At 66.9% G+C, this 25,532-nt stretch carries 24 protein-coding genes; 12 read left to right on the top strand and 12 right to left on the bottom strand.

Features of this window, described 5'->3' with window-relative positions; translation table 11 throughout:
• Nucleotides 1-73: 73 nt before the first annotated feature.
• Genes AC1DCU_RS12600 through AC1DCU_RS12585 form a run of 4 tightly spaced genes read left to right on the top strand, consistent with a single transcriptional unit; the run spans nucleotide 74 to nucleotide 4,518 of the window.
• Entirely contained in the window at nucleotides 74-1,231 is a 1,158-nt protein-coding gene (locus tag AC1DCU_RS12600) for a M20 aminoacylase family protein (RefSeq protein ID WP_442252005.1), read from the top strand.
• Nucleotides 1,228-1,788, top strand: a complete 561-nt coding sequence (locus tag AC1DCU_RS12595) for a GNAT family N-acetyltransferase (RefSeq protein ID WP_117310215.1) — start codon at nucleotides 1,228-1,230, stop codon at nucleotides 1,786-1,788. The genes AC1DCU_RS12600 and AC1DCU_RS12595 overlap by 4 nt, the downstream gene beginning before the upstream one ends.
• The gene (locus AC1DCU_RS12590) at nucleotides 1,785-3,524 is read left to right on the top strand and encodes an amino acid ABC transporter permease/ATP-binding protein (RefSeq protein WP_081323698.1); all 1,740 of its coding nucleotides are present in this window, start codon (nucleotides 1,785-1,787) and stop codon (nucleotides 3,522-3,524) included. Before AC1DCU_RS12595 ends, AC1DCU_RS12590 begins: the two co-directional genes overlap by 4 nt.
• Before the next feature lie 19 nt (nucleotides 3,525-3,543).
• The gene (locus AC1DCU_RS12585) at nucleotides 3,544-4,518 is read left to right on the top strand and encodes an ABC transporter substrate-binding protein (protein WP_280884451.1); all 975 of its coding nucleotides are present in this window, start codon (nucleotides 3,544-3,546) and stop codon (nucleotides 4,516-4,518) included.
• 145 nt (nucleotides 4,519-4,663) lie between these two features.
• Here AC1DCU_RS12585 and AC1DCU_RS12580 read toward each other — a convergent pair whose 3' ends face one another.
• From AC1DCU_RS12580 to AC1DCU_RS12570, 3 genes are all read right to left on the bottom strand, one after another.
• A complete protein-coding gene (locus tag AC1DCU_RS12580) occupies nucleotides 4,664-5,035 on the bottom strand; it encodes a hypothetical protein (protein WP_442252006.1) in 372 nt (123 codons plus the stop codon).
• A gap of 19 nt (nucleotides 5,036-5,054) precedes the next feature.
• Nucleotides 5,055-8,174 (bottom strand): discoidin domain-containing protein, encoded by a 3,120-nt coding sequence (locus tag AC1DCU_RS12575; protein ID WP_442252007.1) that lies wholly within the window; start codon nucleotides 8,172-8,174, stop codon nucleotides 5,055-5,057.
• Nucleotides 8,175-8,288: 114 nt separating this feature from the next.
• On the bottom strand, nucleotides 8,289-9,185 hold the full coding sequence (locus AC1DCU_RS12570) for a LysR family transcriptional regulator (protein WP_140226000.1): 897 nt from the start codon (nucleotides 9,183-9,185) through the stop codon (nucleotides 8,289-8,291).
• Nucleotides 9,186-9,269: 84 nt separating this feature from the next.
• Here AC1DCU_RS12570 and AC1DCU_RS12565 point away from each other — a divergent pair, with 84 nt between their 5' ends.
• Together AC1DCU_RS12565 and AC1DCU_RS12560 are read left to right on the top strand one after the other, a co-directional pair.
• The gene (locus AC1DCU_RS12565) at nucleotides 9,270-10,067 is read left to right on the top strand and encodes an NAD(P)H-dependent oxidoreductase (protein ID WP_442252008.1); all 798 of its coding nucleotides are present in this window, start codon (nucleotides 9,270-9,272) and stop codon (nucleotides 10,065-10,067) included.
• A gap of 392 nt (nucleotides 10,068-10,459) precedes the next feature.
• A complete protein-coding gene (locus AC1DCU_RS12560; protein WP_025874910.1) occupies nucleotides 10,460-10,960 on the top strand; it encodes a helix-turn-helix transcriptional regulator in 501 nt (166 codons plus the stop codon).
• A gap of 21 nt (nucleotides 10,961-10,981) precedes the next feature.
• Here the strand turns inward: AC1DCU_RS12560 and AC1DCU_RS12555 are convergent, their stop codons facing one another.
• On the bottom strand, nucleotides 10,982-12,058 hold the full coding sequence (locus AC1DCU_RS12555; RefSeq protein WP_442252009.1) for an MBL fold metallo-hydrolase: 1,077 nt from the start codon (nucleotides 12,056-12,058) through the stop codon (nucleotides 10,982-10,984).
• Nucleotides 12,059-12,161: 103 nt separating this feature from the next.
• Between AC1DCU_RS12555 and AC1DCU_RS12550 the strand changes: the two genes are divergently transcribed.
• Complete coding sequence (locus AC1DCU_RS12550) at nucleotides 12,162-12,773, top strand: TetR/AcrR family transcriptional regulator (RefSeq protein WP_442252010.1); 612 nt, start codon at nucleotides 12,162-12,164, stop codon at nucleotides 12,771-12,773.
• Between the two features lie 15 nt (nucleotides 12,774-12,788).
• Here the strand turns inward: AC1DCU_RS12550 and AC1DCU_RS12545 are convergent, their stop codons facing one another.
• A complete protein-coding gene (locus tag AC1DCU_RS12545) occupies nucleotides 12,789-13,421 on the bottom strand; it encodes a TetR/AcrR family transcriptional regulator (RefSeq protein ID WP_025874904.1) in 633 nt (210 codons plus the stop codon).
• A 102-nt stretch (nucleotides 13,422-13,523) separates the two neighbouring features.
• Between AC1DCU_RS12545 and AC1DCU_RS12540 the strand changes: the two genes are divergently transcribed.
• On the top strand, nucleotides 13,524-14,183 hold the full coding sequence (locus tag AC1DCU_RS12540) for an O-methyltransferase (RefSeq protein ID WP_032951763.1): 660 nt from the start codon (nucleotides 13,524-13,526) through the stop codon (nucleotides 14,181-14,183).
• A gap of 7 nt (nucleotides 14,184-14,190) precedes the next feature.
• Here AC1DCU_RS12540 and AC1DCU_RS12535 read toward each other — a convergent pair whose 3' ends face one another.
• Nucleotides 14,191-16,131: an EAL domain-containing protein gene (locus AC1DCU_RS12535; protein ID WP_442252014.1), complete on the bottom strand. Its 1,941-nt coding sequence runs from the start codon at nucleotides 16,129-16,131 to the stop codon at nucleotides 14,191-14,193.
• Between the two features lie 104 nt (nucleotides 16,132-16,235).
• Nucleotides 16,236-16,952, bottom strand: a complete 717-nt coding sequence (locus AC1DCU_RS12530; protein ID WP_134832440.1) for an SDR family NAD(P)-dependent oxidoreductase — start codon at nucleotides 16,950-16,952, stop codon at nucleotides 16,236-16,238.
• Between the two features lie 71 nt (nucleotides 16,953-17,023).
• Here AC1DCU_RS12530 and AC1DCU_RS12525 point away from each other — a divergent pair, with 71 nt between their 5' ends.
• From AC1DCU_RS12525 to AC1DCU_RS12510, 4 genes are all read left to right on the top strand, one after another.
• On the top strand, nucleotides 17,024-17,827 hold the full coding sequence (locus tag AC1DCU_RS12525; protein ID WP_313446137.1) for an APH(3')-II family aminoglycoside O-phosphotransferase: 804 nt from the start codon (nucleotides 17,024-17,026) through the stop codon (nucleotides 17,825-17,827).
• Nucleotides 17,828-17,974: 147 nt separating this feature from the next.
• The gene (locus AC1DCU_RS12520; protein WP_025874897.1) at nucleotides 17,975-18,565 is read left to right on the top strand and encodes a TetR/AcrR family transcriptional regulator; all 591 of its coding nucleotides are present in this window, start codon (nucleotides 17,975-17,977) and stop codon (nucleotides 18,563-18,565) included.
• Nucleotides 18,562-19,596 (top strand): DUF418 domain-containing protein, encoded by a 1,035-nt coding sequence (locus AC1DCU_RS12515; RefSeq protein WP_442252012.1) that lies wholly within the window; start codon nucleotides 18,562-18,564, stop codon nucleotides 19,594-19,596. The genes AC1DCU_RS12520 and AC1DCU_RS12515 overlap by 4 nt, the downstream gene beginning before the upstream one ends.
• Before the next feature lie 99 nt (nucleotides 19,597-19,695).
• Nucleotides 19,696-20,703 (top strand): phosphotransferase, encoded by a 1,008-nt coding sequence (locus tag AC1DCU_RS12510; protein WP_442252013.1) that lies wholly within the window; start codon nucleotides 19,696-19,698, stop codon nucleotides 20,701-20,703.
• A gap of 588 nt (nucleotides 20,704-21,291) precedes the next feature.
• Here AC1DCU_RS12510 and AC1DCU_RS12505 read toward each other — a convergent pair.
• Genes AC1DCU_RS12505 through AC1DCU_RS12485 form a run of 5 tightly spaced genes read right to left on the bottom strand, consistent with a single transcriptional unit; the run spans nucleotide 21,292 to nucleotide 25,418 of the window.
• On the bottom strand, nucleotides 21,292-22,179 hold the full coding sequence (locus AC1DCU_RS12505; protein ID WP_080148972.1) for a DMT family transporter: 888 nt from the start codon (nucleotides 22,177-22,179) through the stop codon (nucleotides 21,292-21,294).
• Between the two features lie 32 nt (nucleotides 22,180-22,211).
• Nucleotides 22,212-23,276 carry a UDP-N-acetylmuramate dehydrogenase gene (murB, locus tag AC1DCU_RS12500; RefSeq protein WP_051584982.1) on the bottom strand — a complete coding sequence of 355 codons (1,065 nt, stop codon included), beginning with the start codon at nucleotides 23,274-23,276 and terminating at the stop codon, nucleotides 22,212-22,214.
• An 8-nt stretch (nucleotides 23,277-23,284) separates the two neighbouring features.
• Nucleotides 23,285-24,340: a quinone-dependent dihydroorotate dehydrogenase gene (locus tag AC1DCU_RS12495; RefSeq protein WP_312964612.1), complete on the bottom strand. Its 1,056-nt coding sequence runs from the start codon at nucleotides 24,338-24,340 to the stop codon at nucleotides 23,285-23,287.
• 9 nt (nucleotides 24,341-24,349) lie between these two features.
• Nucleotides 24,350-25,120 carry a class I SAM-dependent methyltransferase gene (locus tag AC1DCU_RS12490; RefSeq protein WP_033830957.1) on the bottom strand — a complete coding sequence of 257 codons (771 nt, stop codon included), beginning with the start codon at nucleotides 25,118-25,120 and terminating at the stop codon, nucleotides 24,350-24,352.
• A gap of 7 nt (nucleotides 25,121-25,127) precedes the next feature.
• Complete coding sequence (locus AC1DCU_RS12485; RefSeq protein WP_025874887.1) at nucleotides 25,128-25,418, bottom strand: DUF4190 domain-containing protein; 291 nt, start codon at nucleotides 25,416-25,418, stop codon at nucleotides 25,128-25,130.
• Nucleotides 25,419-25,532: the final 114 nt, after the last annotated feature.

Raw genomic sequence — 25,532 nt, 5'->3', positions numbered from 1 at the left:
GGATGGGACCCCCGCCGGGCATGGCCCGGCGCTACTGGTCCCGGAAGCCCGGCGCGAGCCTGTGGCGGGTGTGTTGCCCGAGATCGCGGCACGTGCCGAACAGGCCATCGCGATCCGCCACGACCTGCACCAGCACCCGGAACTGGCCTTCGAAGAGCACCGCACCAGCGCCCGCGTGGCCGAGCTGCTGCAGCAATGGGGCTACGCGGTCAGCACCGGCATCGGTGGCACCGGCGTGGTCGGTACGCTGCAGCGCGGGCAGGGCCGTCGCCGGTTGGGTCTGCGCGCCGACATCGATGCGCTGCCGATCCATGAAGAATCCGGGCTGGCCTATGCCAGCCAGCGCGAAGGCCTGATGCACGCCTGCGGCCACGATGGACACACCGCCATCCTGCTCTCGGCTGCCCACTACCTTGCGCACCACGGGCGTTTCGATGGCACCTTGCAGCTGGTGTTCCAGCCGGCCGAGGAAACCGGCTCGGGTGCTTCGAAGATGATCGCCGATGGCCTGTTCGAACGCTTCCCGGTCGATGCCATCTATGGCCTGCACAACTGGCCGGGCGTGCCGGTGGGGCACTTCGGCTTCGTCGACGGACCGGCGATGGCCTCGGTGGACTGGGCGCGTCTGCGGGTGATCGGCAAGGGCGGCCACGGCGCCGAGCCGCAGGGCAGCGTCGATCCGATCCTGGCTGCCGCGCACATCATTACCGCGCTGCAGAGCGTGGTGTCGCGCAACGTCGATCCGCGGCAGATGGGCGTGGTCACCGTCGGTTCGATCCATGGTGGGAAGGCGGCCAATGTCATCCCCGATGTGGTGGAGCTGAAGCTGACCGTGCGCGCCTACCTGCCGGAGGTGCGCGATACGCTGCGCCGGCGGGTCACCGACATTGCCGAGCAGACCGCCGCTGCCTTCGGTGCGCGTGCCGAGATCGAATTCCCGCGTGGCTTCCCCAGCGTGATCAACCACCCCGAGCAGACAGCCTACATCCGCGAGGTGGCGATACAGGGGTTCGGTGCAGGGCAGGTGGTGGAGGCCTTCGCGCCGCGTACCGCCAGCGAGGACTTCGCCTTCCTGCTGCAGGCGCGGCCGGGCAGTTTCGTGTTCGTCGGCAACGGCGACAGCGCACCGCTGCACAGCCCGCGCTATGTGTTCAACGACGCGGCCATCGCCCCGGCGGCCAGCCTGTGGGCGCGTCTGGCCGAGCACTATCTGGTGGAGGACGTGGCATGAGCGTGCGGTACGACAACGATCGGTTCCTGTACACCTCGGTGGACGACCCGCTGGCGCGCCCGTTGTTCGATGGCCTGGAGCAGGAGTACGACCACCGCTATGCGGACGTGCGCCGGCGTATCGGTGGCAGTGCGCGCGAGGAACTGCAGCGCTATCCGGCCGAAGCCTTCGCTGCCCCGGTCGGTGCATTCGTGCTGCTGCTGCGCGACGGCGTGGCGATTTCCGGCGGCGCGTTCATGCCGCATCGCGATGAGGACACCGCCGAGTTCAAACGCATCTGGACGCTGCCTGGCCTGCGTCGGCAGGGCATCGCCCGGCGCGTGCTGCAGGAACTGGAAGACCAGGCTGCACGGCAGGGCTATCGGCGCGTGTTCCTGACCACCGGCTTCCGCCAGCCCGAGGCGGTCGGCCTGTACCTCAGCCACGGCTACACCGCGTTGTTCGATCTGCATGCGGACCCGGAAACCATCGCGCATCTGCCGTTCGAAAAACACCTGGTGCCACAGCCACAGGCGGGCGACGCAGCCGCCCTCGCACTGCATGGAGCGGCGGCATGAGTACGCCTTCCACTGCCATCGAGGGCATTGTCCGCCAGCCGGCCACGGCGCTGAAGATCGTGCCGGCGCGGCATCCGTTGCAGGTGATCGGCACGGTGTTGGCACTCGCGCTGATCCTGATCGGCCTGCAGTCGGTGCTGGGCAATCCGCGCTGGGGCTGGGGCACGTTCGCCGAGTGGTTCTTTGCCCGGCCGGTACTGGAAGGGTTGGGGCGAACGCTGCTGCTGACCGCACTCGGTACCGGCCTCGGCTTCGCGCTGGGCACCTTGCTGGCCTTGGCCCGGGTCTCCGGTTCACCGCTGTTGTCGGCAGTGTCGTGGGGCTACGTGTGGCTGTTTCGTTCGATTCCGCTGCTGGTGCTGTTGCTGCTGCTGAACAACCTGGGCTACCTGTACAGCACCATCGAACTGGGCGTTCCCTTCACCGGCATCAGCCTGTTCTCGTACCCGACCACGCAGCTGATCGGCGTGTTCACTGCCGCCGTGCTCGGCCTCACCTTGAACCAGGCGGCGTTCTCGGCCGAGGTGATCCGTGGTGGCATCCTGTCGGTCGACCACGGCCAGTACGAGGCGGCCGCAGCGTTGGGCCTGCCGCGTGGGCGCCAGGTGCGCCGCATCATCCTGCCGCAGGCGATGCGTTCGATCCTGCCTGCAGCGTTCAATGATGTGATCGGCCTGGCCAAGAGCACCTCGGTGGTCTACGTGCTGGCGTTGCCGGAGCTGTTCTACACCGTGCAAGTGATCTACCGGCGCAACCTGGAGGTGGTGCCGCTGCTGATGGTGGCCACGGTCTGGTACCTGGTGATCCTGACGGTGCTGTCGCTGCTGCAACGGCGGGTGGAGCAGCGCTTTGCCCGCGGCCAGCTGCAGCATGAGCGCAACGTGTCGCGGGTATCGTCTGCAGCTCCGCGGGCGGCGGCGACCGCTGCACGCGTGCCCAGCCGCGCGGCATTTGCCGTGCCGATCGAGGCCGGAACGGGCGCGGCTGTGTCCCTGCAGGGAGTGGGCAAGGCCTTCGGCGAGCAGACGGTGCTTGATGACGTGCATCTGGAACTGAGGGCCGGCAGCGTGACCGTACTGATTGGTCCGTCCGGTGCGGGCAAGTCCACGCTGCTGCGGCTGATCAATCACCTGGAGCGTGCTGACAGCGGCTTCGTCACCGTGGGCGGCCAGCTGATCGGTTACCGCCGCGACGGCGACACCCTGTACGAGCTGCCGGAAGGTGAGATCCGCCGTCGCCGCGCGGAAGTCGGCATGGTGTTCCAGGGCTTCAACCTGTTCCCGCACATGACCGCACTGGAGAACATCATCGAAGCGCCCATCGCGGTGCGCGGCATTTCGCGCGCCCAGGCCGAGCAGCAGGCACGCACCCTGCTGGAGCGGGTGGGGCTGGCCGACAAGGCCGATGCCTTCCCGCGCCAGCTGTCTGGCGGCCAGCAGCAGCGTGTGGCCATCGCCCGCGCGCTGGCCCTGCAGCCGAAGGTACTGCTGTTCGACGAGCCGACCTCGGCGCTGGACCCGGAGCTGGTGTCGGAGGTGCTGAGCGTGATCGAGGAACTGGCCAGTTCCGGCACCACGCTGGTGATCGTCACCCACGAACTGGGCTTCGCCCGCCGCGTGGCCGACCACGTGGTGATGATGGACCAGGGCCGGGTGATCGAGCAGGGCACGCCGGACGCGCTGTTTGAACACCCGCGCCAGCAACGCACCGCCGATTTCCTGGCCAAGACCCTGTAACCCCATTTCGAGAACCGCCATGAGCCCAGCATCGCAGCGACGCCCCGCCCGCAGCACCCTGTTGATCGTCGGTGTACTGGTCATCGGCATTGCCGGCATCGTCTATTCGCGCGTGCGCCAGGGCCCCGACGGCGTGCCCGTTGCGGCGACCTCGCTGGCGGCCAGCAACGCGCAGATACTGAAGGGCACGCCCGATCCGAAGGCGCAGGCGCTGATTCCGGCCGGCTATCGCTTCGTCACCCCGGGCGCATTCACCATCGCCACCCATCCCGGCCAGTTGCCGTTGGCCGACTACGGTGCCGACAGCAAGGAAGTGGTGGGCGTGGAGCCGGACATCGCGCGGTTGATCGCCGATGGCCTGGGCCTGAAGCTGGTGGTGGTGCCGGTGGCCTGGGCCGACTGGCCACTGGGGCTGGAATCGGGCAAGTACGATGCGGTGCTGTCGAACGTGACGGTCACTGAAGAACGCAAGAAGAAGTTCGATTTCTCCAGCTATCGTTTCGACCTGCTGGGCATCTACACCCGCACCGATGGCCCGATCCAGAAGATCGCCGCACCGGCCGACATTGCGGGGCTGAAAGTGGTGGTGGGGGCCAGCACCAACCAGGACCAGATCCTGCGCCAATGGGACAAGCAGAACATCGCCGCAGGCCTGAAACCGGTGGAGTACCAGTACTTCGATGATGCGGTGATCGGGCGGTTGGCAGTGATCACCGGCCGCGCCGACGTGTCGTTCGAGCCGAATGCCACCGGCGCCTATTCGGCGCGCGATGGCAAGGTGCGCCGGGTCGGCCTGTTCCCGGGTGGCTGGCCGGACGCAGCGGCGATTTCGGTGACCACCCGCAAGGGCAGTGGCCTGGCCGATGCGGTGACCCAGGCATTGAACACCCAGATCAGCAGCGGTACCTACGCGAAGGTGCTGGCACGCTGGAATGTGGCCGAAGAAGCGGTGCCGCAGTCGCAGACCAATCCGCCGGGGTTGCCAGGGTTCTAGCGATGCCGCTTGGTAGGCGTCGAGCTTGCTCGACGGAAGGCGTGCCGACCAAGGTCGGCATCTACCAGAGGGCGTGCCAACCAACGGTTGGCACCCACCGGAATGCGAGGCGGGGCATGCCGACCAAGGTCGGCCTCTACCGGGGTCAGGGCTGCCAATCGATGTGTTCCAGGCGGGCGCCTCCATTGCCGTGAAAGAAACTGATCGCGGCGAAGCACGCCTCGATGCCGATGCACCACGCCAGGGGATAGCCATCCACCTGGCCATTGTCGAGCCGGAAATAAGCGTTGCCGGCGCGGTGTTCCTTTCCGCAGGAGTGGAAGCCGCCGTCGCCGGGCTCGCGCAGGTACATCAGCCATGCATGCTCGGCATTGCGCAGCATGCACAGCGATGGACCGTCGGGCACCGATGCCCATAGTTCGAACTGGGGCATGGATGCGGCCAGCGCCAGTGCGCTGGCCAGCTGATCGTCGGTAGCGGCGGCGACAGGGCTGCCATCGAGTAGAAGTTCGATCACTTCGGTTCCTGCATCGGCATTACTGCCAACGTGCCTCCAGGATGCGGAACGGGCCATCGAGCAGCACGCCATCCTTGTCGAAGTTCCGTACCGATCGCCCATCCACGCGCACGTCCTTGGGCAGGGTACGGCTGGGCCACCATACGCGCACCGGCGTGCCCTTGCGCAGCCCCTTGCCGAGCGACACGGTCAGGTTGCCGTTGCGCTGCCGCGCCTGCATCTGCAGGGTTCCATAGGCAGTGGGCAGGTGGTCCACGGCCAGGCCCTCGCCAGCGACCCAGGAAGGGGGCGTGCCCGGCAGCAGCGACAACGCGTCGTCATCCTCGCGCATCAGCATCCCGAACAGGGTGCGGCCGTATTCGGCGCCGATCCAGGTGTGCGGCATGTCGCCCAGATAGCGCGGGAAGCGCAACCGCGAGTGCACGACCTCGGCCAGCACCTGCCATTCCAGCGGCCTGCGATCGTGCAGCAGGCCCTGCAGCAGCTCGTCGGCCGCTTCGGGCTGGCCCAGGTGCACGTAGCTCAGCACGTTGCGGATTTCATACGGCGTGTAGGCATACAGCGCACCAGGCTGGTTGCGCTTGCGCACATCGTCCAGGTAGCGGGAGAAGGTGGTGCGCAGGGCCTCGGCCGGCAGCACGCTCTGCGCACCGGTGGGATCCAGCGCGATCGATACACCGGTCGGGTCGCCATCGCCGAGGTCGGCCGATGACGGAATGAAGTCGATGCCCTTCCACGCCATCGTCGCGCGGATCGAGGCGTGCAGTGCGTCATACAGCGCCTTGTACTGTTCGCGCGCCCACGTGGCGGTTTCGTGGTCGCCCAGCGATTCAGCCAACCACGCGCCGTCATGCCAGCCCTTCAGGCCCCAGTAGTCGTCCCAGTAGCTGTGGGTGGGTGAGGGGTAGCCTTCGTGGCTGATCGACGGCGCAAGGATGCCGGCGAAGCGCTCCGGCGATGGCTGGTCGGCCATGTAGCCCGGCACCAGCGTGCGTTCGCGCAGTTCCTGCAGGAAGCGCAGCGCGGCCTTCACCTTGGGCAGGTAGGCACGTACGCTTTCCGGCCCGCCATCGAGCCGGGCGACGTCGGCAACGAGGGTGATGTACTGGCCCTGGCTGTCGTACTCGATGTCCGAGCCGAAGCCGGTATTGACGCTGCCATCGTCGTTGAGGATGGGCGACACCAGGCCATTGCCGTGCACGCCGTGTTCGCTGTACCAGGCCAGGTAGTCGCGTGCCACCTTGGCTTCGCCCATGCGCAGCAGCACGGCCGAGGTGGCCATGCCATCGCGGATGAAGGAGCGGTTGTAGTTGCGCGGACCGGGCTGCATGGCCGGGCCGGTCTGGTTGATCAGCATGTAGGCGGCCTGCGCGCGCAGCATGTCCACCAGCGAAGGGTCGGGCAGGCGCAGGCCGACCTGGCCCAGCCGCGCCTGCCAATCAGCGGAGGCGCGGCTGGCCAGCGTGTCGAACGCCTTGTCGCCGTCGCGCGGCAGCGAGGCGAGGTTGAGGGCCGGTGCTTCCGGCAGCACGCCATTGGCATCGGCGGTGGCGGTACCGAGCGGGAAGGCCACCACCACCGCGTCGCTGGCACCGGGGGCCAGGGTGACGCGGTAGCTCAACGCCGCCGCTGCCAGGCCTGCGGCATCGCTGGACTGCTGTGCGGCAGGCAGTTTTCCGCTGGCGATGGCCGTGGTGATCTCGGTGTCACCTTCGTTGCCGAAGGGGGCGGTGCCAGCGGCATCCACTGCGCTGAGTGACTGCAGCAGCGTGCGGCCATTGACGCGCACGCTGTTGCCTTCGACGGCCACCTGGCGGATCGGCGACAGGCCGCCGTTCTGCCACGGCGGATTCATCTGCATCGGTCGCACTGCGAGGGTCAGCGTGCCTTCGATGGCCGCACTGCCGGTGTTGCGCAGGCGATGGCGCACGAAGGTGACCGGTTGCCCGTCGCGCTCGATGGCAAAGGCTTCGCTGCGCAGTTCCAGCCCGGGCTGCGGTGACCACGTGGCAGACGGCATCGGCTTCCAGCCATCGCGCAGTGCGTGCTGCACCGGTTGTTCGGCGGCACCGGTCGCGCGGCCATCGGCACTGCGCCAGATCGGCTGCACCAGCGGTGCGCCCTTGTAGGCTTCGATGTTGCCGTATTCGTCGAAGATCGATTTCTGCCGGCCCGCATGCACGCCGACTGCGGTCCAGTAGGTCTGCTGCATGTGCAGCGAGGCAGGGAACAACGCGCGCTGCGCGCCACTGGCGGCGATCTGGTACCGCTTCATCGGCGTCATCACCGCCTTCGGGCCGAGCAGGCGGATGCGTTTGACCTGGGGTGCATCGCCTTCCACGGTCAGCCGCAGTGCCTGGATGTCCAGTGGCGCGTCGGCCGCCAGCCAGCTCTGCTGCCGGGTCGCCGCCTGCGCGTCGCGCGCCAGTTCGTGCCAGCGGCCCTGTGTGTCCTGCGCCTGCAGGCGTGCAGCGCCGTGCACGTTGGCCCAGTCCACCGCCAGCCCGGTGCTGGGCTGCGCACGGGGCAGGGTGATGTCGAGCGTGTGGATGCCGCCTTTGCCTGCGGGGATGGCAACCGTGCCGCCGCCCTGCCACAGCGCAGCAGACTGGGTGGCGTCCAGCCCGGTCACCCGTGCGCTGAGCGTGGTGTCGAGCGGTTCCATTTCGAAGATGGATACGCCCCAGTCGGAAGTGCGCTGCGGGCTGGCCAGGCGCAGGTAGCGGGCCTGTCGCGGCGCGAAGTACAGGGTCTCGATGCCACCCAGCGAATCGCCCATGACGTAGGCGCTCTGCCACTGCTTGCCGTCGAGCGAGGTCTGCAGCGAATAGCCCTCGGGGTTGGAGACATCCCAGGTGAGGCGTGCACCGGCCAGCATCGCAGGCTTGCCGAGATCGACCTGGAACCAGTGGCCGGGGCTGAACGCACCGCCGGTCACCGTCTTCGGATCGTTGTCGATCAGGTGGCTGATCGCCATCGCCGGAACCTGCTGCGACGACGCGCTGGCCTGCCATTGCGCGCGCGGTGGCAGGTTCTGTGCGGTGGCGGTGGCGGCCAGTGACAGGCCGAGCAGCAGGGCCGCGGCAAGGCGCCGGTTCGGCAGGCGGGGAGCGGTCCAGCGGTCAGCGCACAACGTCATTGCGAAGGCCTCACATCGGCAGGGCCCGGGAACGGGCGGGCCTACGCTAGCAAGGGATGTAACCGGTTACATGACGCGTCGCAATATTTCCCGGGCGGGTCCTGGCACGAGGTTTCATGAATGCGCGCAGATACGCTCGCGCAGCCAGCGATGTGCCGGATCGCGATGCACGCGTTCGTGCCAGAGCATCACCATCTCGAACCCAGGCACATCAATGGGCGCGGCAACCGCCTTCAAGGCCGGGTCCTGCGCGACCAGGCGCGAGGGCATCATCGCCACCAGGTCCGTGCGCAGCAGCACGCTGCGCAGGAACAGGAAGTGCGGCACCGACAGCACCACGTTGCGACGCGCGCCTACATGCGCCAACGCACTGTCGGTGCCGCCATGGAAACCGCCGCCATCCGGTGACACGATCACGTGGTCCAGCGCGCAGAACTGCTTGAGCGTCGGCCGCCGCTTCAGTCTTGGATGGTCGCGACGCCCGGCCAGTACGTAGCGTTCCTGGAACAGCGGACGATGGTGCAGGGAGGCAGGCGCGTCGGAGGTGATGTGGAGGGCGAGATCGATCTCGCCGCGTTCGCTCTGCGCCACCATCTGCGCCGGCGCCAGGCTGACCACGGCCAGGCGCGTGCCGGGTGCGCGCACGCGCAGGTCGGCCAATGCCGGCAGGACGATCGTGGTTTCGCCGAAGTCCGACGCCATGATCCGCCAGGTCTGCGTGGCCTGGGCCGGATCGAACGCCTGCACCGGTGCGACTGCACGCTGCAGTGCAGCCAGTGCGTCGGCCAATGGTTCGCGCAGCGCATCGGCACGTGCGGTGGCACGCATGCCGCGTGGCCCCGGCAGCAGCAGCGGATCATCGAACAGGTGGCGCAGGCGCGCCAGCTGCACGCTGACCGTGGGCTGGGCCAGATGCAGGCGTTCGGCCGCGCGGGTGACGTTCTGCTCTTCCAGCAAGGCCTGCAGGGTTACCAGCAGGTTGAGGTCGATGCGACGCAGGGTATTGTCCATGGCAATGCCGGGGATTGTAGGAATTCATTTCAACTATAGCGTGGCGGCGCCCAACATGGCCGGCATTCCCTCCCTGGTACCACCATGAACGTTCTGCTTGTCTACGCCCACCCCGAACCCACCTCGCTCAATGGCACCCTGAAGGCCTTCACCGTCGAGCACCTGCAACGCGGCGGCCACACCGTGCAGGTGTCCGACCTGCATGCCATGCAATGGAAGGCGCAGATCGATGCCGACGATCATCCCGGGCGGGATCCTTCGGTGCCGTTCCACGCGTCACTGGATTCGCGCGACGCCTTCAGGACGGGCCGGCAGAGCGCCGACATCGCCGCCGAGCAGGAAAAACTGCGCTGGGCCGACGCGGTGATCCTGCAGTTCCCGCTGTGGTGGTTCTCGATGCCGGCCATCCTGAAGGGTTGGGTGGATCGCGTGTATGCCTATGGTTTTGCCTATGGCGTGGGCGAACATTCCGACCGGCATTGGGGCGACCGCTATGGCGAGGGCGCGATGTCCGGCAAGCGCGCGATGCTGGTGGTCACCACCGGTGGTTGGGAGTCGCATTACGGTCCGCGCGGCATCAATGGGCCGATCGACGATGTGCTGTTCCCGATCCAGCACGGCATCCTGTTCTATCCCGGCTTTGACGTGCTGCCCGCGCATGTGATCTACCGCAGCAGCCGTATCGATGAGGCGTCCTTGCCTGGCGTGCTGGAGGGGCTGGGCGCGCGGCTGGATGGGTTGGCAGGCGATCCGGTGATTGCCTACCGGCGGCAGAACGGTGGTGATTATCTGATCCCTGCACTGAGCCTGCGGCCTGAGTTGGCCGAGGGTGAGGCAGGGTTGGGAGTTCACCTGCAGGAACAGGTGCAGCCGGATCACTGACGCGGATGGCTCTGGACCCATGGCGGAGAGGCTGTAGGGTCGAAGCGACTGATCGCACCACCAAGGGTTGTCACTTGACAACCCTTGCGATCGCATCCAGACTCCGAGGGAAAGGAATGCCCCGTTCGCGCCATCCGGACAAAGACATTGAAGCTGCCCTCCGTTTCGCCGAGTCGCGTGGATGGTGGCTGCGGATCGGCGGCAGTCATGCCTGGGGACGAATGTACTGTCCCTACAACGACAAGGACTGCCGATGCGGGGAATTCTGCGTGGTGAGCGTATGGAGCACGCCCCGGAATGCCTTGAACCATGCGCGGGCCTTGTGTCGCGTTGTCGAGAACTGCAGCCGTGAGCGATGACGCAGTCGCCATCCTCCCAAGGACACATCGATGATGGAATTCACCTTCATTCTCAAATACCGTCTGCCGGATACAGGTACCGATGCTGGCTCGCTTGAGCAACGCCTTGCCGATGCCGGCTGTGATGATGCGCTGCTGGGCATTGGCAGGCCGGGCAGGTTGGCGCTTGAATTCTGCCGTCAGGCGGCCAGCGCCCGGGAGGCCGTACTTTCCGCGCTTGCAGATGTACGACAAGCCGTACCCGATGCAGAGCTGATCGAAGTCAGTCCCGATCTGGTTGGGCTGACGGATGTCGCTGATCTGCTGGGCATGTCACGACAGAACATGCGCAAGTTGCTGCTCGCGCACCCGCAGACGTTTCCGGCACCGGTGCACGAAGGCAGCGCGTCGATCTGGCATCTGGCCGATATTCTTTCGTGGATGCAGGCGCGCGGCAGCCAGAAGGTCAGCAGCGAGCTGGCGGAGCTCGCTGCTGCGGCGCTGCAGATCAATGTGGCGAAGGAACAGGAACGGCTGGTTCAGCATCCCGGCTGAGGGTCGCTGCGCGACAGGCCGTTACAGTTGCACACGCTCCCACCAGCGCGTACCAGCGGTCGGTGATTGCATGTCCAGTGCCTCGCCCATCATCGGCGTGGCCACCGGCACGTTCTTTGCGGCAGCCAATGCGCAGATGCGTTCGAACGGTTGCTGCCACTCGTGCAGGGCCAGGTCGAAGGTGCCGTTGTGGATCGGCAGCAGCCACTTGCCACGCAGGTCCAGGTGCGCCTGCAGGGTCTGTTCGGGCTGCATGTGCACGAATGCCCACCGTTGATCGTAGGCACCGGTTTCGATCATCGTCAGGTCGAACGGACCGTACTTCTCGCCGATGGCCTTGAAGCCGTCGAAGTAGCCGGTGTCGCCGCTGAAGAAGATACGGAAGTTGCCGTCCTGGATCACCCACGACGCCCACAGGCTGCGATCGCTGTCACCCAGGCCGCGGCCGGAGAAATGCTGGCCGGGGGTTGCGGTCAGGCGCAGGCCAGAGGCTTCGGTGGACTGCCACCAGTCCAGTTGCTCGACCTTGGCTGCATCCACGCCCCAGGCAATCAGCTGGTCGCCCACACCCAGCGGTGCGATGAAGCGCGCGGTCTTGCCGGCCAGCTTCATTACTGCCGCGTAGTCGAGGTGGTCGTAGTGGTTGTGCGAGAGGATGACACCGGCGATCGGCGGCAGTTCGTCGATGCTGATCGGCGGCGCATGGAAGCGCGCCGGGCCCATCCATTGCACCGGTGAGGCGCGTTCGGAGAACACCGGATCGGTCAGCCAGTACTGGCCGCGCAGCTTCAGCAGGATCGTCGAATGCCCCAGCCGGAACAGGCTGCGGTCGGGCGCCGCGTCCAGGGTGCCGCGGTCCAGCGCCTGCACCGGGATGGGGTGGTCGGGCACGGTGCCCTTGGGCTTGTTGAACAGGAAGGTCCACCAGATCTCCAGGCCATCACGCAGGCCCATTGCCGGTTTCGGCAGGGCATTGCGGAACTTGCCTTCGCGGTACTGCGGCGATTCGGGGAAGTCGGGGAGGGACCAGGATTTGCAGAAGGTATAAGCGGTCACGGCGAGGATTCCGAGCAGGAGGACAAGGAGCAGGCGCTTCATGGGTGACGTCCGCAGGGTACACTGCACAGTGTAGTTTCCGGATTTCAGAAAGTACACTGCTGGGTGTAAAATGGTGGCATCCGTTCAGCTGTCTGGTTCCGCCATGCCCCGTACCCCGCAACGCCTTACCGACCGCAAGCGCGAGGCCATCGTCCGCGCGGCGGTGGAAGAGTTCCGTTCGGCCGGCTACGAGGCGACCAGCATGGACCGCATCGCGGCGGTGGCTGGTGTCTCCAAGCGCACCGTCTACAACCACTTCCCGAGCAAGGAAGAACTGTTCGCGCTGATCCTGGAAGAGCTGTGGCAGAGCAGCGTGGCCAGCGTCGAGCTGCCGTACCGCGCCGACCAGCCGCTGGATGTGCAACTGCTGCAGCTGCTGCGGCAGAAGCTGGACCTGCTGGGTGATGCCAACTTCATCGACCTGGCACGGGTGGCCATGGCCGAGATCATCCATTCGCCCGAGCGTGCGCAGGCGATCGTCTGCCGCATGGGCGAGAAGGAGAGCGGCGTCAGCGCGTGGATCCGTGCGGCGATTGCCGATGGGCGGCTGCGCCAGGTCGATCCGGAATTCGCCGGCCATCAGCTGCAGGGCCTGGTGAAGAGCTTCGCGTTCTGGCCGCAGGTGACGATGGGCCAGGCGCCGCTGGGACAGGCCGAACGCACGCGCGTGGCCGAGTCGGCGGTGGCGATGTTCCTGGGCTTCTACGCGGTGTAAGCCGGCGGCTGCACGTCAGTGCGCGCCCAGCTGCCTGAGATAGGCGCAGAACATATCCGCGACCGCATCGGCATAGACGCGCATCTCGGCGGCAGTGCGCGGTTCACTGGAAAATTCGCGACCGGTGGCACCCAGCGTGGTATCGATCAGATCCACCGCCAGCTGGCGCGTGCCCGCCGAGGCCTGCGGCAGCAGCTCGGCCATGAACACGAGCATCGCTTCGTCGGTCTCGCTGCGTGCTTCCTGCGCTTCCGGCGCATCGCGGTACAGCGGCGCGGCATCGTTCAACGCGCCACGGGTCTGCGCTTCTTCGCATTCCGACACGATGAAGGCATGCACCAACGTGCGCAGGCGCTGCAGGTGCGGTTGTCGTGTGTCCTGCAGGATGTCGCGCAGCATCGCGCCGGTCTGCTGCCACTCGTCGCGCTGCAGGCGGAACAGGATCGCCGCCTTGTTGGGAAAGTACTGGTACAGCGAGCCGACGCTGACGCCAGCGCGTTCGGCCACCCGCGCGGTGGTGAACCGGGGGGCGCCTTCGTGCTTCAGAACCTGAGCAGCGGCTTCGAGAATGGCCGCGACCAGGTCGTTCGATCGTGACTGGCGAGGCTGTTTTCTCGAGGAAATCTGCGGCGGACGACGTTCGGACATGAGGCTTTTCCAATGCGAATAGGCGGAACCGGGGATCGTCCGTATTCTTGATTGCGACGAATCATTCGCATTCTAACGCCGTCATCGAAAGGAACACCCGCCATGTCCACCCTGATCTCAACCCCGGTCGCGCCCCTGCTGGCACGCCTGTTTACCGAAGCCGACAGCGCGCTCAGCCCGGCCTTGACCTCCGTCTCCCCCGAAGAACGGCAGCGCCTGCTGGGCAGCCGCACCGAATACCGGCGCCTGTATGGCGAGCTGCTGAAGGACCTGTGGCTGCCGGTGTCGCCGGAAACCGGCCGCCTGCTGTACCTGCTGGCGCGCAGCAGTGGCGCGCGCAGCATCGTTGAGTTCGGTACGTCGTTCGGCATCTCCAGCATCCATCTGGCTGCGGCGTTGCGTGACAACGGCGGCGGCCGCCTGATCACCACCGAGTTCGAACCGGAGAAGGCGCGCCGTGCCGCCGGCCACCTGCGTGAAGCAGGCCTGGACGATCTGGTCGAGATCCGCGTGGGCGACGCACTGGAGACCCTGGCGGTGGACCTGCCCGATACGATCGATCTGGTGCTGCTCGATGGTGCCAAGGTGCTGTACGACGATGTGCTGGAGCTGCTGCACGAGCGGCTGCGCCCGGGCGCAGTGGTGATCGCCGACAACGCCGACGACAGCCCGCGCTACCAGCAGCGCATGCGCTCGGGCAATGCAGGCTATCTGTCCGTGCCCTTCGCCGACGATGTGGAGCTGTCGATGCGGCTGGCCTGAAGGCCGCTCAGGCCAGCTGCCGGAACTGCTCCGGTGGCAGGGCCCGTGCATACAGATAGCCCTGGCCCACATCCACCCCCAGCGCACGCAGCAGCTGCTCCTGCGCCGGGGTCTCGGTGCCTTCGGCAACGACGATGGCACCGCAGCGGTGGGCTACTTCCACGATGAAGCGGACGATGGACTGCGACTTGGCATCGGAGAGCGTGGCGATCAATGCCCGCTCGATCTTGACCTCGGCCACCGACAGCTGCGACAGCAGGATCAGGGTCGAATAGCCGGCGCCGAAGTCGTCCAGTGACAGGCTCATGCCAGCGGCCAGCAGAACGACGACGTTGGCATCGACGACGTCGCGCTCGACGATTTCGGTCCATTCGACGATCTCCAGCCGCAGCATCGCGCCGGGTATGCGCTGCTGCTCCAGCAAGGTGCACAGGCGTGCGCCGAAACCGGGTTGGCGCAGCGATTCGGCGGACACGTTCACTGCGATCGTCAGCGTATGCCCATCATCCCTGCAGTGGCCAAGGAAGGCGGTGGCTGCCTGCAGCGTGGCCCATTCCAGTTCGGCCAGGCGTCCGCGACGGCGCAGCAGCGAAACCACCCGCATCGGTGCAATCAGGTGGCCATCGCCATCGCGCATCCGCAGCAGCGCCTCGGCGCCGACCAGGTGGCGGTCCTGCAGGCGGAACTTGGGCTGGTAGTACAGTGGTGCATCGGCGTGCTGCAGCCAGTGGTCCAGCGCGGTCTCGATCAGGGCATCCACTTCGCTGTCGCGCTGGATCGGATCATCGAAGAACACCACACCGGACTCGATCGCGTTCAAGGCCAGGGTGACCGCGCGGAACGGGATGGAGCTGTCGTCCTGCGTGGGCTGCTGCAGCTCGACCACCGCGCAGCGGAACACCGGGCGGAAGCCCGGCCAGTCATCGCCGATCACCGTGGACAGGCGGTCGGCCAACGCAGGCAGTTCGGTATCCGCGCGGAGATCGGCAAGGCTAGCATCCAGCAGCAGGATCGCCAGCGCGCTGTCACCGAACTGATAGATCTCCATCGCATCGGTCGGTCGCGCATGCAGCAGGGTGCGGCGCACGGCCTCGGCGTTGTGCGGGTTCCACAGGCCACTGTCATTGAGCGGGCCATAGCGCAGCAGCAGGTCCTGCAGGTTGCCCATCTCGGTCACGATCAGGCACGCGTTGCCGCGGTCGTCGCTGCTGCGCCAATGACGCTGCAGACGCTCGTCGAGGGCGCGCAGGTTGGGCAGGCCGCTCACCGGGTCGATGCGCATCCACGCATGTTCGCGTTGGCGCTGGGCATCGATCTGCGCATCGTTGTAGACCAGCGCGAATACGGCCACCAGCACCAGCAGTGACACCGGCAGGGCCAGCACGCGCTGGGTGGCCAGTTCCAGCAGGGGCAGCTGCGCGCTGCCGATGATCGCCACGCCCAACACCAGCCCGATCAAGGTCACTGCGATGCGCACCGCCCAGGCCTGCAGGATCAACCGCAGCGAGAAGTGGGTGAGCATGCGCGGGTATATCCGCCCGCGCAGCCAGATGCCTGCCAGCACCTGCAGCGCCGCTTCCAGGCTGGCGGGCAGGAAATACTGCGTGCCGGAGAACTGGTAGCGCGCCAGCAGGCTGGCCAGCAGGCAGGTCACGCCGCCGCGCCAGCCGCCCAGCAGACCGCTGATCAGCAGGATGTCGATGCCGAGGTTGAGTTTGACCACGCCCTGCGCGTAGCCGGCCACGAACCATGAATTGAACAGGTAGATCAGGCCGAGGATCGCGCCGATGTAGACGCGGCGTCCTTCCATGGCATGGCCGCCGCGGCGGGTGGCGATCAGGAACACGCCGATCATGCCGATCACCGCAGTGGCCTGCAGCAGGTACAGCGGCAGGCTGGGCAGGGCGCTGTCCAGAACCCGGGTCGAGAGCCTCGATAGCGCATCGATAGCCATAGCCGGTCCTGTGTGCGGCCAACTGCCAGTAGACGCAGAGTAAACCACGGCCGCGTGTACGGCCAAACCGGGGCTGCCAGTGTGTGCTGAGCGCTGGTCTAGTAACGCGGATCGGCGATCGCGGGCAGCACCAGCTCGCGCACGAAGCTGGACGGTGACAGCTGCAGCAGGGCGCGCACCATCGACACCACGTCGTGCACCGGCACGTACTCGCCATTGCCGCGTGCGGCCGCCTGCTGCAGCGGCACCGACAGTGCATCTTCGGTATTGAGGTAGCCCAGCTGCAGCGTCGTCACGGCCAGCCGCTGCTGGCGGAAGCCTTCGCGCAGGGCATCGGCAATGCCGTTGAGCGCGAACTTGGACGCGCCGAAGGCCACCTCGGGGCGGCCACTGCGTGGCAGTGCCGAGGTCGAGCCGGTCAACACAAGTTGCGGGCGGCGCCCGCCGAGCACGCGCGGCAGCAGCTGCTTGAGCAGCAGCAGGGTGGCGGTGATGTTGACGTCCACCAGCTGCGCCAGCGCGCTGTCACTTTCGTTGAGGAAATCGTAGTCGTCACTGAATGCGGTCTCCTCCCAGATGCCAAGGTTATGGATGAGCACATCGAGATCCGGCGGCGCCTGCGCCGCGATGCTGGCGGCGGCCCGTGCTGGCTGGCTCAGGTCTGCTTCTATCCAGTGCAGGTCGACGCCCTCGCTGCAGTCCAGCTGCGTGGGGCGTGTGCGCGATACGCCGATGACGGTATCGCCGGGCCGGCAGAGGCCTTCCACGAAGGCGCGGCCAAGACCTTTGCTGGCGCCGATGACCATGAGTTTCATGCAGTGTCCTTTGCTGTCAGGTGTCCGCTTCGGTGAGAATCCAGGCTGTGACCGGGGCCGGAGCGGTGGGGATGGAAGCAGGATCGAGCGATGGCGATGTAATGCCCTTGCCGTCGCAATGGCGCAGCGTGCTGCGCGATGCAGATATCGAGATGCAGGGCATCGGCGTGTCGCGCGCCGATGTGGCGCGGGTGCGACGTCAAGGGTTGCCGGATGCGTTCCTGAAATCGGAAGTGATCGATGCCTTCAGCGAACTGGAGGGCGAAATCCTGCGTCTGCGTTGGCTGCGGGCACAGGGACAGCCTGTGCCTACGGTGTTGGACACAGCGGAGGAGGGCGGCCGGCGTTGGCTGCTGATGAGCGCGTTGCCCGGCCATGACCTGGCATCGTCGCCGACGCTGGCGCCCGCCCAGGTGGTCGTGCTGCTGGCTGACGCGCTGCGCGCCCTGCATGCGCTGCCGGTTGCCGGTTGTCCGTTCGATCATCGTCTTGCATCGCGCCTGCCGGAGGTCGCTGCGCGCGTTGCCGCAGGGTTGATCGATGCGGATGATTTCGACGATGAGCGCCTGGGCCAGAGCGCCGAGCAGGTGCATGCCGAGCTGATCGCAACGTGTCCGGCGGATGAGGATCTGGTGGTAGCGCACGGCGATGCATGCCTGCCGAATCTGATGGCGGTCGACGGCCGCTTCAGCGGTTTCATCGATTGCGGCCGGCTGGGTGTGGCTGATCGTTGCCAGGACCTGGCGTTGGCCGCACGCAGCCTGGTCCACAACTATGACGACACCCGCTGGGTTGCGCCCTTGCTGGCCCGCTATGGCATCGGTGCCGATGAACGCCGACTCGCGTTCTACCGCCTGCTGGACGAGTTCTTCTAGGTGCATGCAGGGTCCGCAGTTGCAGCAGGGCGGGGCAGGATCGGTCCTCAACAGCGGTTGAGGTCAAGCGCGACGGCCTGAATGGTGACTGGCCGACGGCTTGGATTCGGCTTTCAAATGGACGAACGTTCGTTCATTGTTTGCCGCATGAACCGCACCGACCGCAATGAGCAACGCGCTTCGCAGATCCTGCAGGCGGCCCTGCAGTGCTTTCTGTCCAAGGGCTTCCACCAGACCAGCATGCGCGACATCGCTCAGGCGGCCGGGGTGAGCCTGGGCAATCTCTACAACCACTTTCCCGGCAAGGAGGCGCTGATCCTGGCGACGGCCGAGGCCGAACAGGACGAACTGCAGCCGTTGCTGCAGCGGTTGGCGGGATGCAATGGCGAACGTGCGCAGGTGCAGGGGTTCCTGCGGGACTTCCACACCCTGTGCCGGCAGCCGGAATGGGCGCTGTTGAGCGTGGAAGTGCTGGCCGAGAGCGCGCGCAATCCGGCGGTGGCGGCGGCATTCGCTGGCAACCGCGCGCAGTTGCAGCGCGGTCTTGCCGAGGCTTTGCAGGAGGTCGCACGTCGTGAGCGCCGCCGGCCCGTGCTGGCGCCCGCGCTGCAGGCGCAGGTGCTGCTGGATGCGATCGAGAGCGCTGCGCTGCGGCAGGGATTGGGTGAGGCGAGCGATGCCGATATCGACGTGCTTGATCCCGCTCTGCTGGCAGCACTGCTCGGGGCGCGTGCGTGAGCACTGACGATCGGCGGCTGCATGGGCTGGACCTGGCGCGCTACCTCGCTCTGGCCGGCATGGTGCTGGTCAACTTCCGCCTGGCGATGGCCGTCGAGACCGACGGCGGCGGCTGGCTTGCTGGATTCTTCCACCTGCTGGAAGGCAAGGCTTCGGCGACCTTCGTGACGCTGGCCGGGGTGGGCCTGATGCTGGCCACGCAGCGACTGGCGTGGTGGCAGGCAAGCGTGCAGACCTGGCGGCGGGCCGTGTTCCTGGCCGTGCTCGGCCTGCTCAACCTGACCGTGTTTCCTGCCGATATCCTGCATTACTACGCGGTGTACTTCGCGCTGGCGGTGCTGTGGCTGCGCGCGTCGCCCCGTGTTCTGCTGGGCAGCATGGTGGCTCTGGCGATGGTCGCGTTCTGGGCCCTGCTGCGCTGGGACTACAGCCAGGGCTGGAACTGGCAGACGCTGGCTTACGAGGGGCTGTGGCAAGGGCCGGGTGCGATGCGCAACCTGCTGTTCAATGGCTTCCATCCGGTGTTGCCGTGGCTGTGCTTTTTCCTGCTGGGCATACTGCTGGCGCGGCTGCCGCTGTCGCAACCCCGGGTGCAGCGTGCCTTGCTGCTGCTTGGCCTGCTGCTGATGGGGGCCGGCCAGGTGTTGCAGCAGTGGGGCCACGGCACGCCGTGGCAGGTGTGGCTGGCGACGCAGCCGATGCCGCCCGGTCCGGCCTATCTGCTGACCGGCGCAGGCGCGGCGTGTGCACTGATCGCGGCATGCCTGTGGCTGGTGCGGCTGCATCCTGGCGATTGGCTGGAACCGTTCACTGCGGCCGGACGGATGACGCTGAGCCTGTACGTGGCGCACATCCTGATCGGCATGGGTGTGCTGGAATCGCTTGGACTGCTTGATGGCAGTGCCAGCCTGTCGTGGGTGCTGATGGCCGCGTTGTTGTTCGTGATGCTGGCGACCGCGGCGGCCTGGTTGTGGTCGTGGCAGTTCGCGCGCGGTCCGTTGGAAGCGGTCATGCGACGCATCGCCGGCTAGTTCTTTTGTCGCAGGAGAGCGATGTTGTGACCAGTTTGCCTGTGCGGATGCAAGGCCATCTGCGATAGTAGGTGTCGTCACCAAAGCACGCCTGCATCCATGTCATTCGCTTCGGCGCAGCAGATCGTTGAAGTCCTGCAGCAGTCCTACGACATCAACGCGACGGCGGTGGTGCCGCGTCCGGTGGGCGCCGACGCCAATGCGTGCGTGTTCCGCATCGATGCCCGCCACGACCATTGGTGGTTGAAGTGCCGCAACTTCCAGGTGGCACCCGCGGTGTGGGACAGCCTGCATTGGCTGCGTGGCACCTTGGGCATCGAAGAGATTGTTGCGCCGTGGCCGGCATTGACCGGTGGCGCATCGGTGCAGCGCTGGGGCCTGCAGTTCACGCTGTTCCCCTACATCGAAGGGCAGTCGGGCTTCGAGGCACCGCTGAGCCGTGCGCAATGGCGCCAGCTGGGCGAAGTGCTGCGTCGCCTGCATGAGGCCGAGATTCCGCCAGCGTTGCGCCAGGCCCTGCCGACGTTGCGGCTTGAAACCGCAGCGGTCGACACGGTGGGGACATGGTTGCGCGATCCCTCGACGCTGGCGCAGGCGCAGGATCGATCCGGCAGTGCGTTCCTGGCGCTGTGGCAGCAGCAGCGGCCGCGCATCGCCGAACTTCACCAGCGTGCCGAAGCGCTGCATCGCCAATTGCAGGGTGAGGCACCGGCGCTGCGCCTGTGCCACACCGACCTGCACGCGGGCAACCTGCTGATGGGGCAGGATGATGTACTGCACCTGATTGACTGGGACGGACTGGCACTGGCCCCGCGCGAGCGCGACCTGATGTTTGTCGGCGCCGCAGTGGGTGGTCGCTGGGGGCGCGAGCATCCACTCGGCTTCGCCGAAGGCTATGGCAGCGACCTGGGCGATCCGCGCTGGATTGCGTGGTATCGGCACTGGCGCATCCTGCAGGATCTGATCGAATTCGAGCAGATGCTGCTGGGCCCCGGCGCGGCGCAGCGCTCGTTGCAGCAGCACCGGCAAGCGCTGCATTACCTGGGCGAGCAGTTCGCGCCGGGCAATGTGTTCGATGCGGCCGAGCGCGCGTACCAGGTGCTGTAGGGGGTCCGGCCGGGCTGCGCCCGGCACCCGCGGTAGTGCCGGCCGCTGGCCGGCAACCTCAACAGCAACAGCCGAAGCAACAGCAACAGCCGGCTCTGCACTATCTGTGGGTTTGGCGGGGCGGTGTCGGATTGCGGGGACGCCGTAAACCCATCCATGGGGGCTTGGCCGCGGCATCCATGCCGCGGACACCCCGCAATCCGACACCGCCCCGCCTTCGACAATTCCCCGCTGCTGTTGGTGGGTGTCGACCTTGGTCGACGCGTAGATCCACGCCATGCGTGGATGCTCTTCGATCATTTGATCAATTGTCGAAATATTCGATTTCGATGGAGATTCATCCACGCATGGCGTGGATCTACGACAGATCGCGGAAAACTGTCGAAGGCGGGGTGGGTCCGGTTGCGGGGGCGTGAGCGCCATGGATGGCGCGACCGAGCCTCCATGGACGGATTTACGGCGTCCCCCGCAACCGGACCCACCCCGCCATCCCACGGAATGCCCGCTGTTGCTGTTGCTGTTGCTGTTGAGGTTGCCGGCCAGCGGCCGGCACTACCGCGGGTGCCGGGCGCAGCCCGGCCGGAACCCTTACTCTGCCGGCTTGGCCGCTGCGCTCGCGGCGACGCTCGCTGCACGCCGTGAAAGCACTGCTTCGCGATGGGCGATGTAGGCGTTGGCGGCGAGGATGATGCCCGCGCCGATGATGGTCCAGCGATCCACCGTCTCTGCGAACAACAGCCAGCCACACAAGGTCACCAGCGGCAGTTGCAGGAAGCTGATCGGGGTCAGCGCGGAGACTTCGCCCAGGCGCAGTGCGCGTGTCCACAGCAACTGGCCGATGGTGCCCAGCACGCCGGTGGCCAGCAACCAGACCCAGGCGATGCCGGTGGGCCACACCCATACGAACAAGGCCGGTATCAGCGACAGCGGTACCCAGAACACGTAGGTGTAGAGCACCACGGTGTCGGCGCTGTCGATACGGGTGAGCTGCTTGATCTGGATCGCCACCAGCGAGCTGAGCACGGCGGCGGCCACGGCGATCAGGCTGCCGGACGTGAAGCCGGCCGTGCCCGGCCGCACGATCACCAGCACGCCGATGAAGCCGACCACCACCGCTGCCCAGCGCCGTACGCGTACCGTTTCGCCCAGCCACAGCACCGCCGCGATGGTGACGAACAACGGGGTGGAGTAGGACAGCGAAACGGCCTGTGCCAGGGGCAGGTGGCCCAACGCCCAGAACGCGCACAGCATCGAGCCCAGGCCGATCGCGCTGCGCAGGAAATAGCGCGGCAGCTGCTGGGTCTTCAACGGGGCATGGCCTGGGCGCAGCAGCATCGGCAGCAGGGCGAGCAGGCCGAAGGCATTGCGGAAGAACGCCACTTCCTGGGTCGGCACGTAGCGGGTGGCGTAGCGGATCGCCACCGCCATCAGTCCAAACGCCATGGTGCTGCCGAGCATCAGCAGCGCCGCCCGCAATGGGGTGGCGCTGGCGGGTAGGGCGGGTGTGCTCACCACTGTGCGCCGAGCAGGCGGGGCTCCGGTTCGATCGGCACGCCGAACTTCTCCAGTACCGAGGCGGAGATCCGCCGTGCCAGCGCCAGCAGTTCAGTGCCGGTGGCGTTGCCGTGGTTGACCAGCACCAGCGCGTGGCTGGGCGCAACGCCGGCATCACCTTCGCGGAAGCCCTTCCAGCCACAGGATTCGATCATCCAGGCCGCCGAGACCTTGCGGCGGTCATCACGGTCCGCCGGGAACACCGGCAGCTCGGGGAAGTGCTGCAGCAGCACCTCCACCTGTTCCAGCGGCAGCACCGGGTTCTTGAAGAAGCTGCCTGCGTTGCCCAGTACGTCGGGGTCGGGCAGCTTGCGGCGACGGATCGCGATCACCGCATTGGCCACGTCCACCGCGCTCGGCAGTTCCACGCCCTGCGCCTGCAGTTCTTCGCGGATGCCGGCGTAGCCCATGCGCAGGTCGTGCAGCAGCGGCAGTTTCAGTTCAATGGCGGTGATCAGGTAGCGGTCCGGCTGCTGCTTGAACACGCTGTCGCGGTAGGCGAAGCCACACTGTTCGTTGTCCAGCCGTACCCAGGTTTTTTCCTGGCAGTCCCAGGCCTCTACGGTCTGGATGAACTCGCCGACCTGCGCGCCATAGGCGCCGATGTTCTGGATCGGCGATGCGCCGGCGGTGCCGGGAATCAGGGCCAGGTTTTCCAGGCCGGACAGGCCTTCCTGCAGCGACCACATCACCAGCCCGTGCCAGGACACGCCGGCTCCAGCGCGGATCACGGCGTGGTCAGCACGGTGTTCGAGGAAGCTGATTTCGCGGTTGCCGAACACCAGCACGGTGCCGGGCAGGTCCTCTGCGATCAGCACATTGCTGCCGCTGCCGAGCACCAGCAGCGGGCCATTGGCCACTTCCGGCAACGCCAGAACCTCCGGCAGCAGCGCGGCGTCGTGCAGTTCTAGCAACTGCGCTGCGCTGGCCTGCACGTGGAACGTGTTCAGGGCCTGCAGTGGCGCGTTGTGGGTGAGGGTCCAGCGCAGCGGTGCTGCAGCGTTGTTGGTGTCGTCCATGGGCGTGCTCACAGGGGTGCCACCGCGCCGCGGCTGGGCGCCTCGCGTCGGCGACGGATCGCCTCCACGCAGTCGGCGACCAATGCCGGGCCCTTGAAGATCAGGCCGCTGTAGCACTGCACCAGCGCCGCACCGGCGGCCATCTTGGCCACGGCGTCGGCACCGGACAGGATGCCGCCGACACCGACCAGCGGCACTGATTCGGGCAGGCGTGCACGCAGGCGGCGCAGTACCAGGGTGGACTGTTCCAGCACCGGTGCGCCGGACAGCCCGCCGGCTTCATTGGCCAGCGGATCGCCGGCAACCCGGCTGTGGTCGATGGTGGTGTTGGTGGCGATCACGCCGTCCACCTGCAGTTCGCCAAGTACGCGCGCGGCCGCGTCGATGTCGCGCTCGCTGAGGTCCGGGGCCACCTTCACCAGCATTGGCACGCGTCGGCCATGCTGCGCGGCCAGCGATTCCTGGCGCTCACGCAGCTGGCTGACCAGCTGCCGCAGCGCGGTCTCTTCCTGCAGCTCGCGCAGGCCGGCCGTGTTGGGCGAGGAAATGTTGACGGTGATGTAGTCGGCCAGCGGGTACACCTTGTCCATGCAGGCGATGTAGTCATCGGCCGCCTGTTCGTTGGGGGTGTCCTTGTTCTTGCCGATGTTGATGCCGAGCAGGCCGCGCCGGTTGCGCGCGCGTTCGACGTTGCGCACCAGCGCATCCACGCCGGCGTTGTTGAAGCCCATGCGGTTGATGATCGCGTTGTGCGCCGGCAGCCGGAACAGGCGTGGCTTGGGGTTGCCGGCCTGCGGTCGCGGCGTGATCGTGCCGATCTCCACGAAGCCGAAGCCCAGCGCGAACAGTGCATCGATGTGCTCGCCATTCTTGTCCAGGCCGGCAGCAAGGCCGACCGGATTGGGGAACGTCAGCCCGAACACCGTGCTGGGCATCGGCGCGATGCGTGCGGCCACCAGCGGCGTGGTGCCGGTGCGATAGGCCAGGTCCAGAGCGGACAGGCCGAGACCGTGGGCGCGTTCGGCGTCGAGCGAGAACAGGAAGGGGCGGGCAAGCGAATACATGCGTTGGTTTCAGTCCAGCGTGCCGAGGAAGGCTCGGGTTCGATATTCAAAAGCGACCTGGCCGTCGACCGCGTGGGCGGCGAACAGGTCCTGCAGCGCAGCCAGCATCGGCGCGTGGCGCGGATGGCCGGGCTGCGGCGCGTAGGAAGAAGACAGCAGGCGCCCGCGCAGGGCGTCCAGGTCCAGGTGCTGCACGTTCGGCAGCTGCACCATGCCGCGCAGGCCGGAGCCGAACCAGGCCTGCATGGTGGCATCGTCCTGGTAGCGTTCGGCCACGGCGGTGTAGTCGGTGCCGTAGTCCAGCAGCAGTTGTTCGTAGCCGACCAGGAACGGGCTGGCATCGAGCAGGCGCGAATTCCAGTAGATCAGCGCCAGGCCGCCCGGGCGCAGGATGCGCTGCCACTCGGCGCGCACGGCCACGGTGTCGAACCAGTGGAAGGCCTGCGCGGCGCCGACCAGATCAACGCTGGCATCGGCCAGCCCGGTGGCCTCGGCGCGGCCATCGACGGCGGAGAACTGCGGATACTGCGGCGCCAGCCAGTGCTCGGCGGCGGCGCGCATCGCCGCGTTGGGTTCGACGGCGACCAGTGGATGGCCGGCGGCCAGGAACTGCCGGCTGGAGATGCCGGTGCCGGCGCCGATGTCAGCGACACGCGCGCTGGTTGCCACGGCCATGGGGCCATGCAGCCAGTCCATCAGGGCAGGCGGATAGTCCGGGCGGTAGCGGACATAGTCCGCGACGCGGCTGCTGAAGCGTTCAGTGCTGTCGGCGGAGGTCATCGTGCTTTCACCAGCGCAGTCCAGGTTTGGCGTCGGCGCCGGCGGCCACCATCGCGAAGATCAGGATGGCCACCAGGCCCACCGCAGCGAGGATGTTGAGCCAACCCATGATCAACCCGGCCAGGGCCATGCCATCGCCGTCCTGTTCGCCGGCGCGGCGGCGGATCTCGGCGCGGGCCAGGTGCCCGGTGATGATGGCAACAAGGGCAGCGACACCCGGCAGCACGGTCCAACTGCAGATGCCCGCGATCAGGCTGACCACGGCCAGGGCGTTGCTCTGTCGGGGTGGCACGCTCATCGAGTCCTCCGTGGCAGTGCCGACATGATAGTGCGTCTGCCCCGGCAATCCCATGGTCCGGCCAATGCAAGGCTGCCAGGCAAGGTTGGCAACCATCGGAGCCGAGCGCGGGGT

The organism is Stenotrophomonas sp. 10L48 (assembly GCF_056395105.1).
The sequence above is the reverse complement of the archived record's forward strand: the minus strand, read 5'-3'. Positions and strand labels throughout refer to the sequence as shown.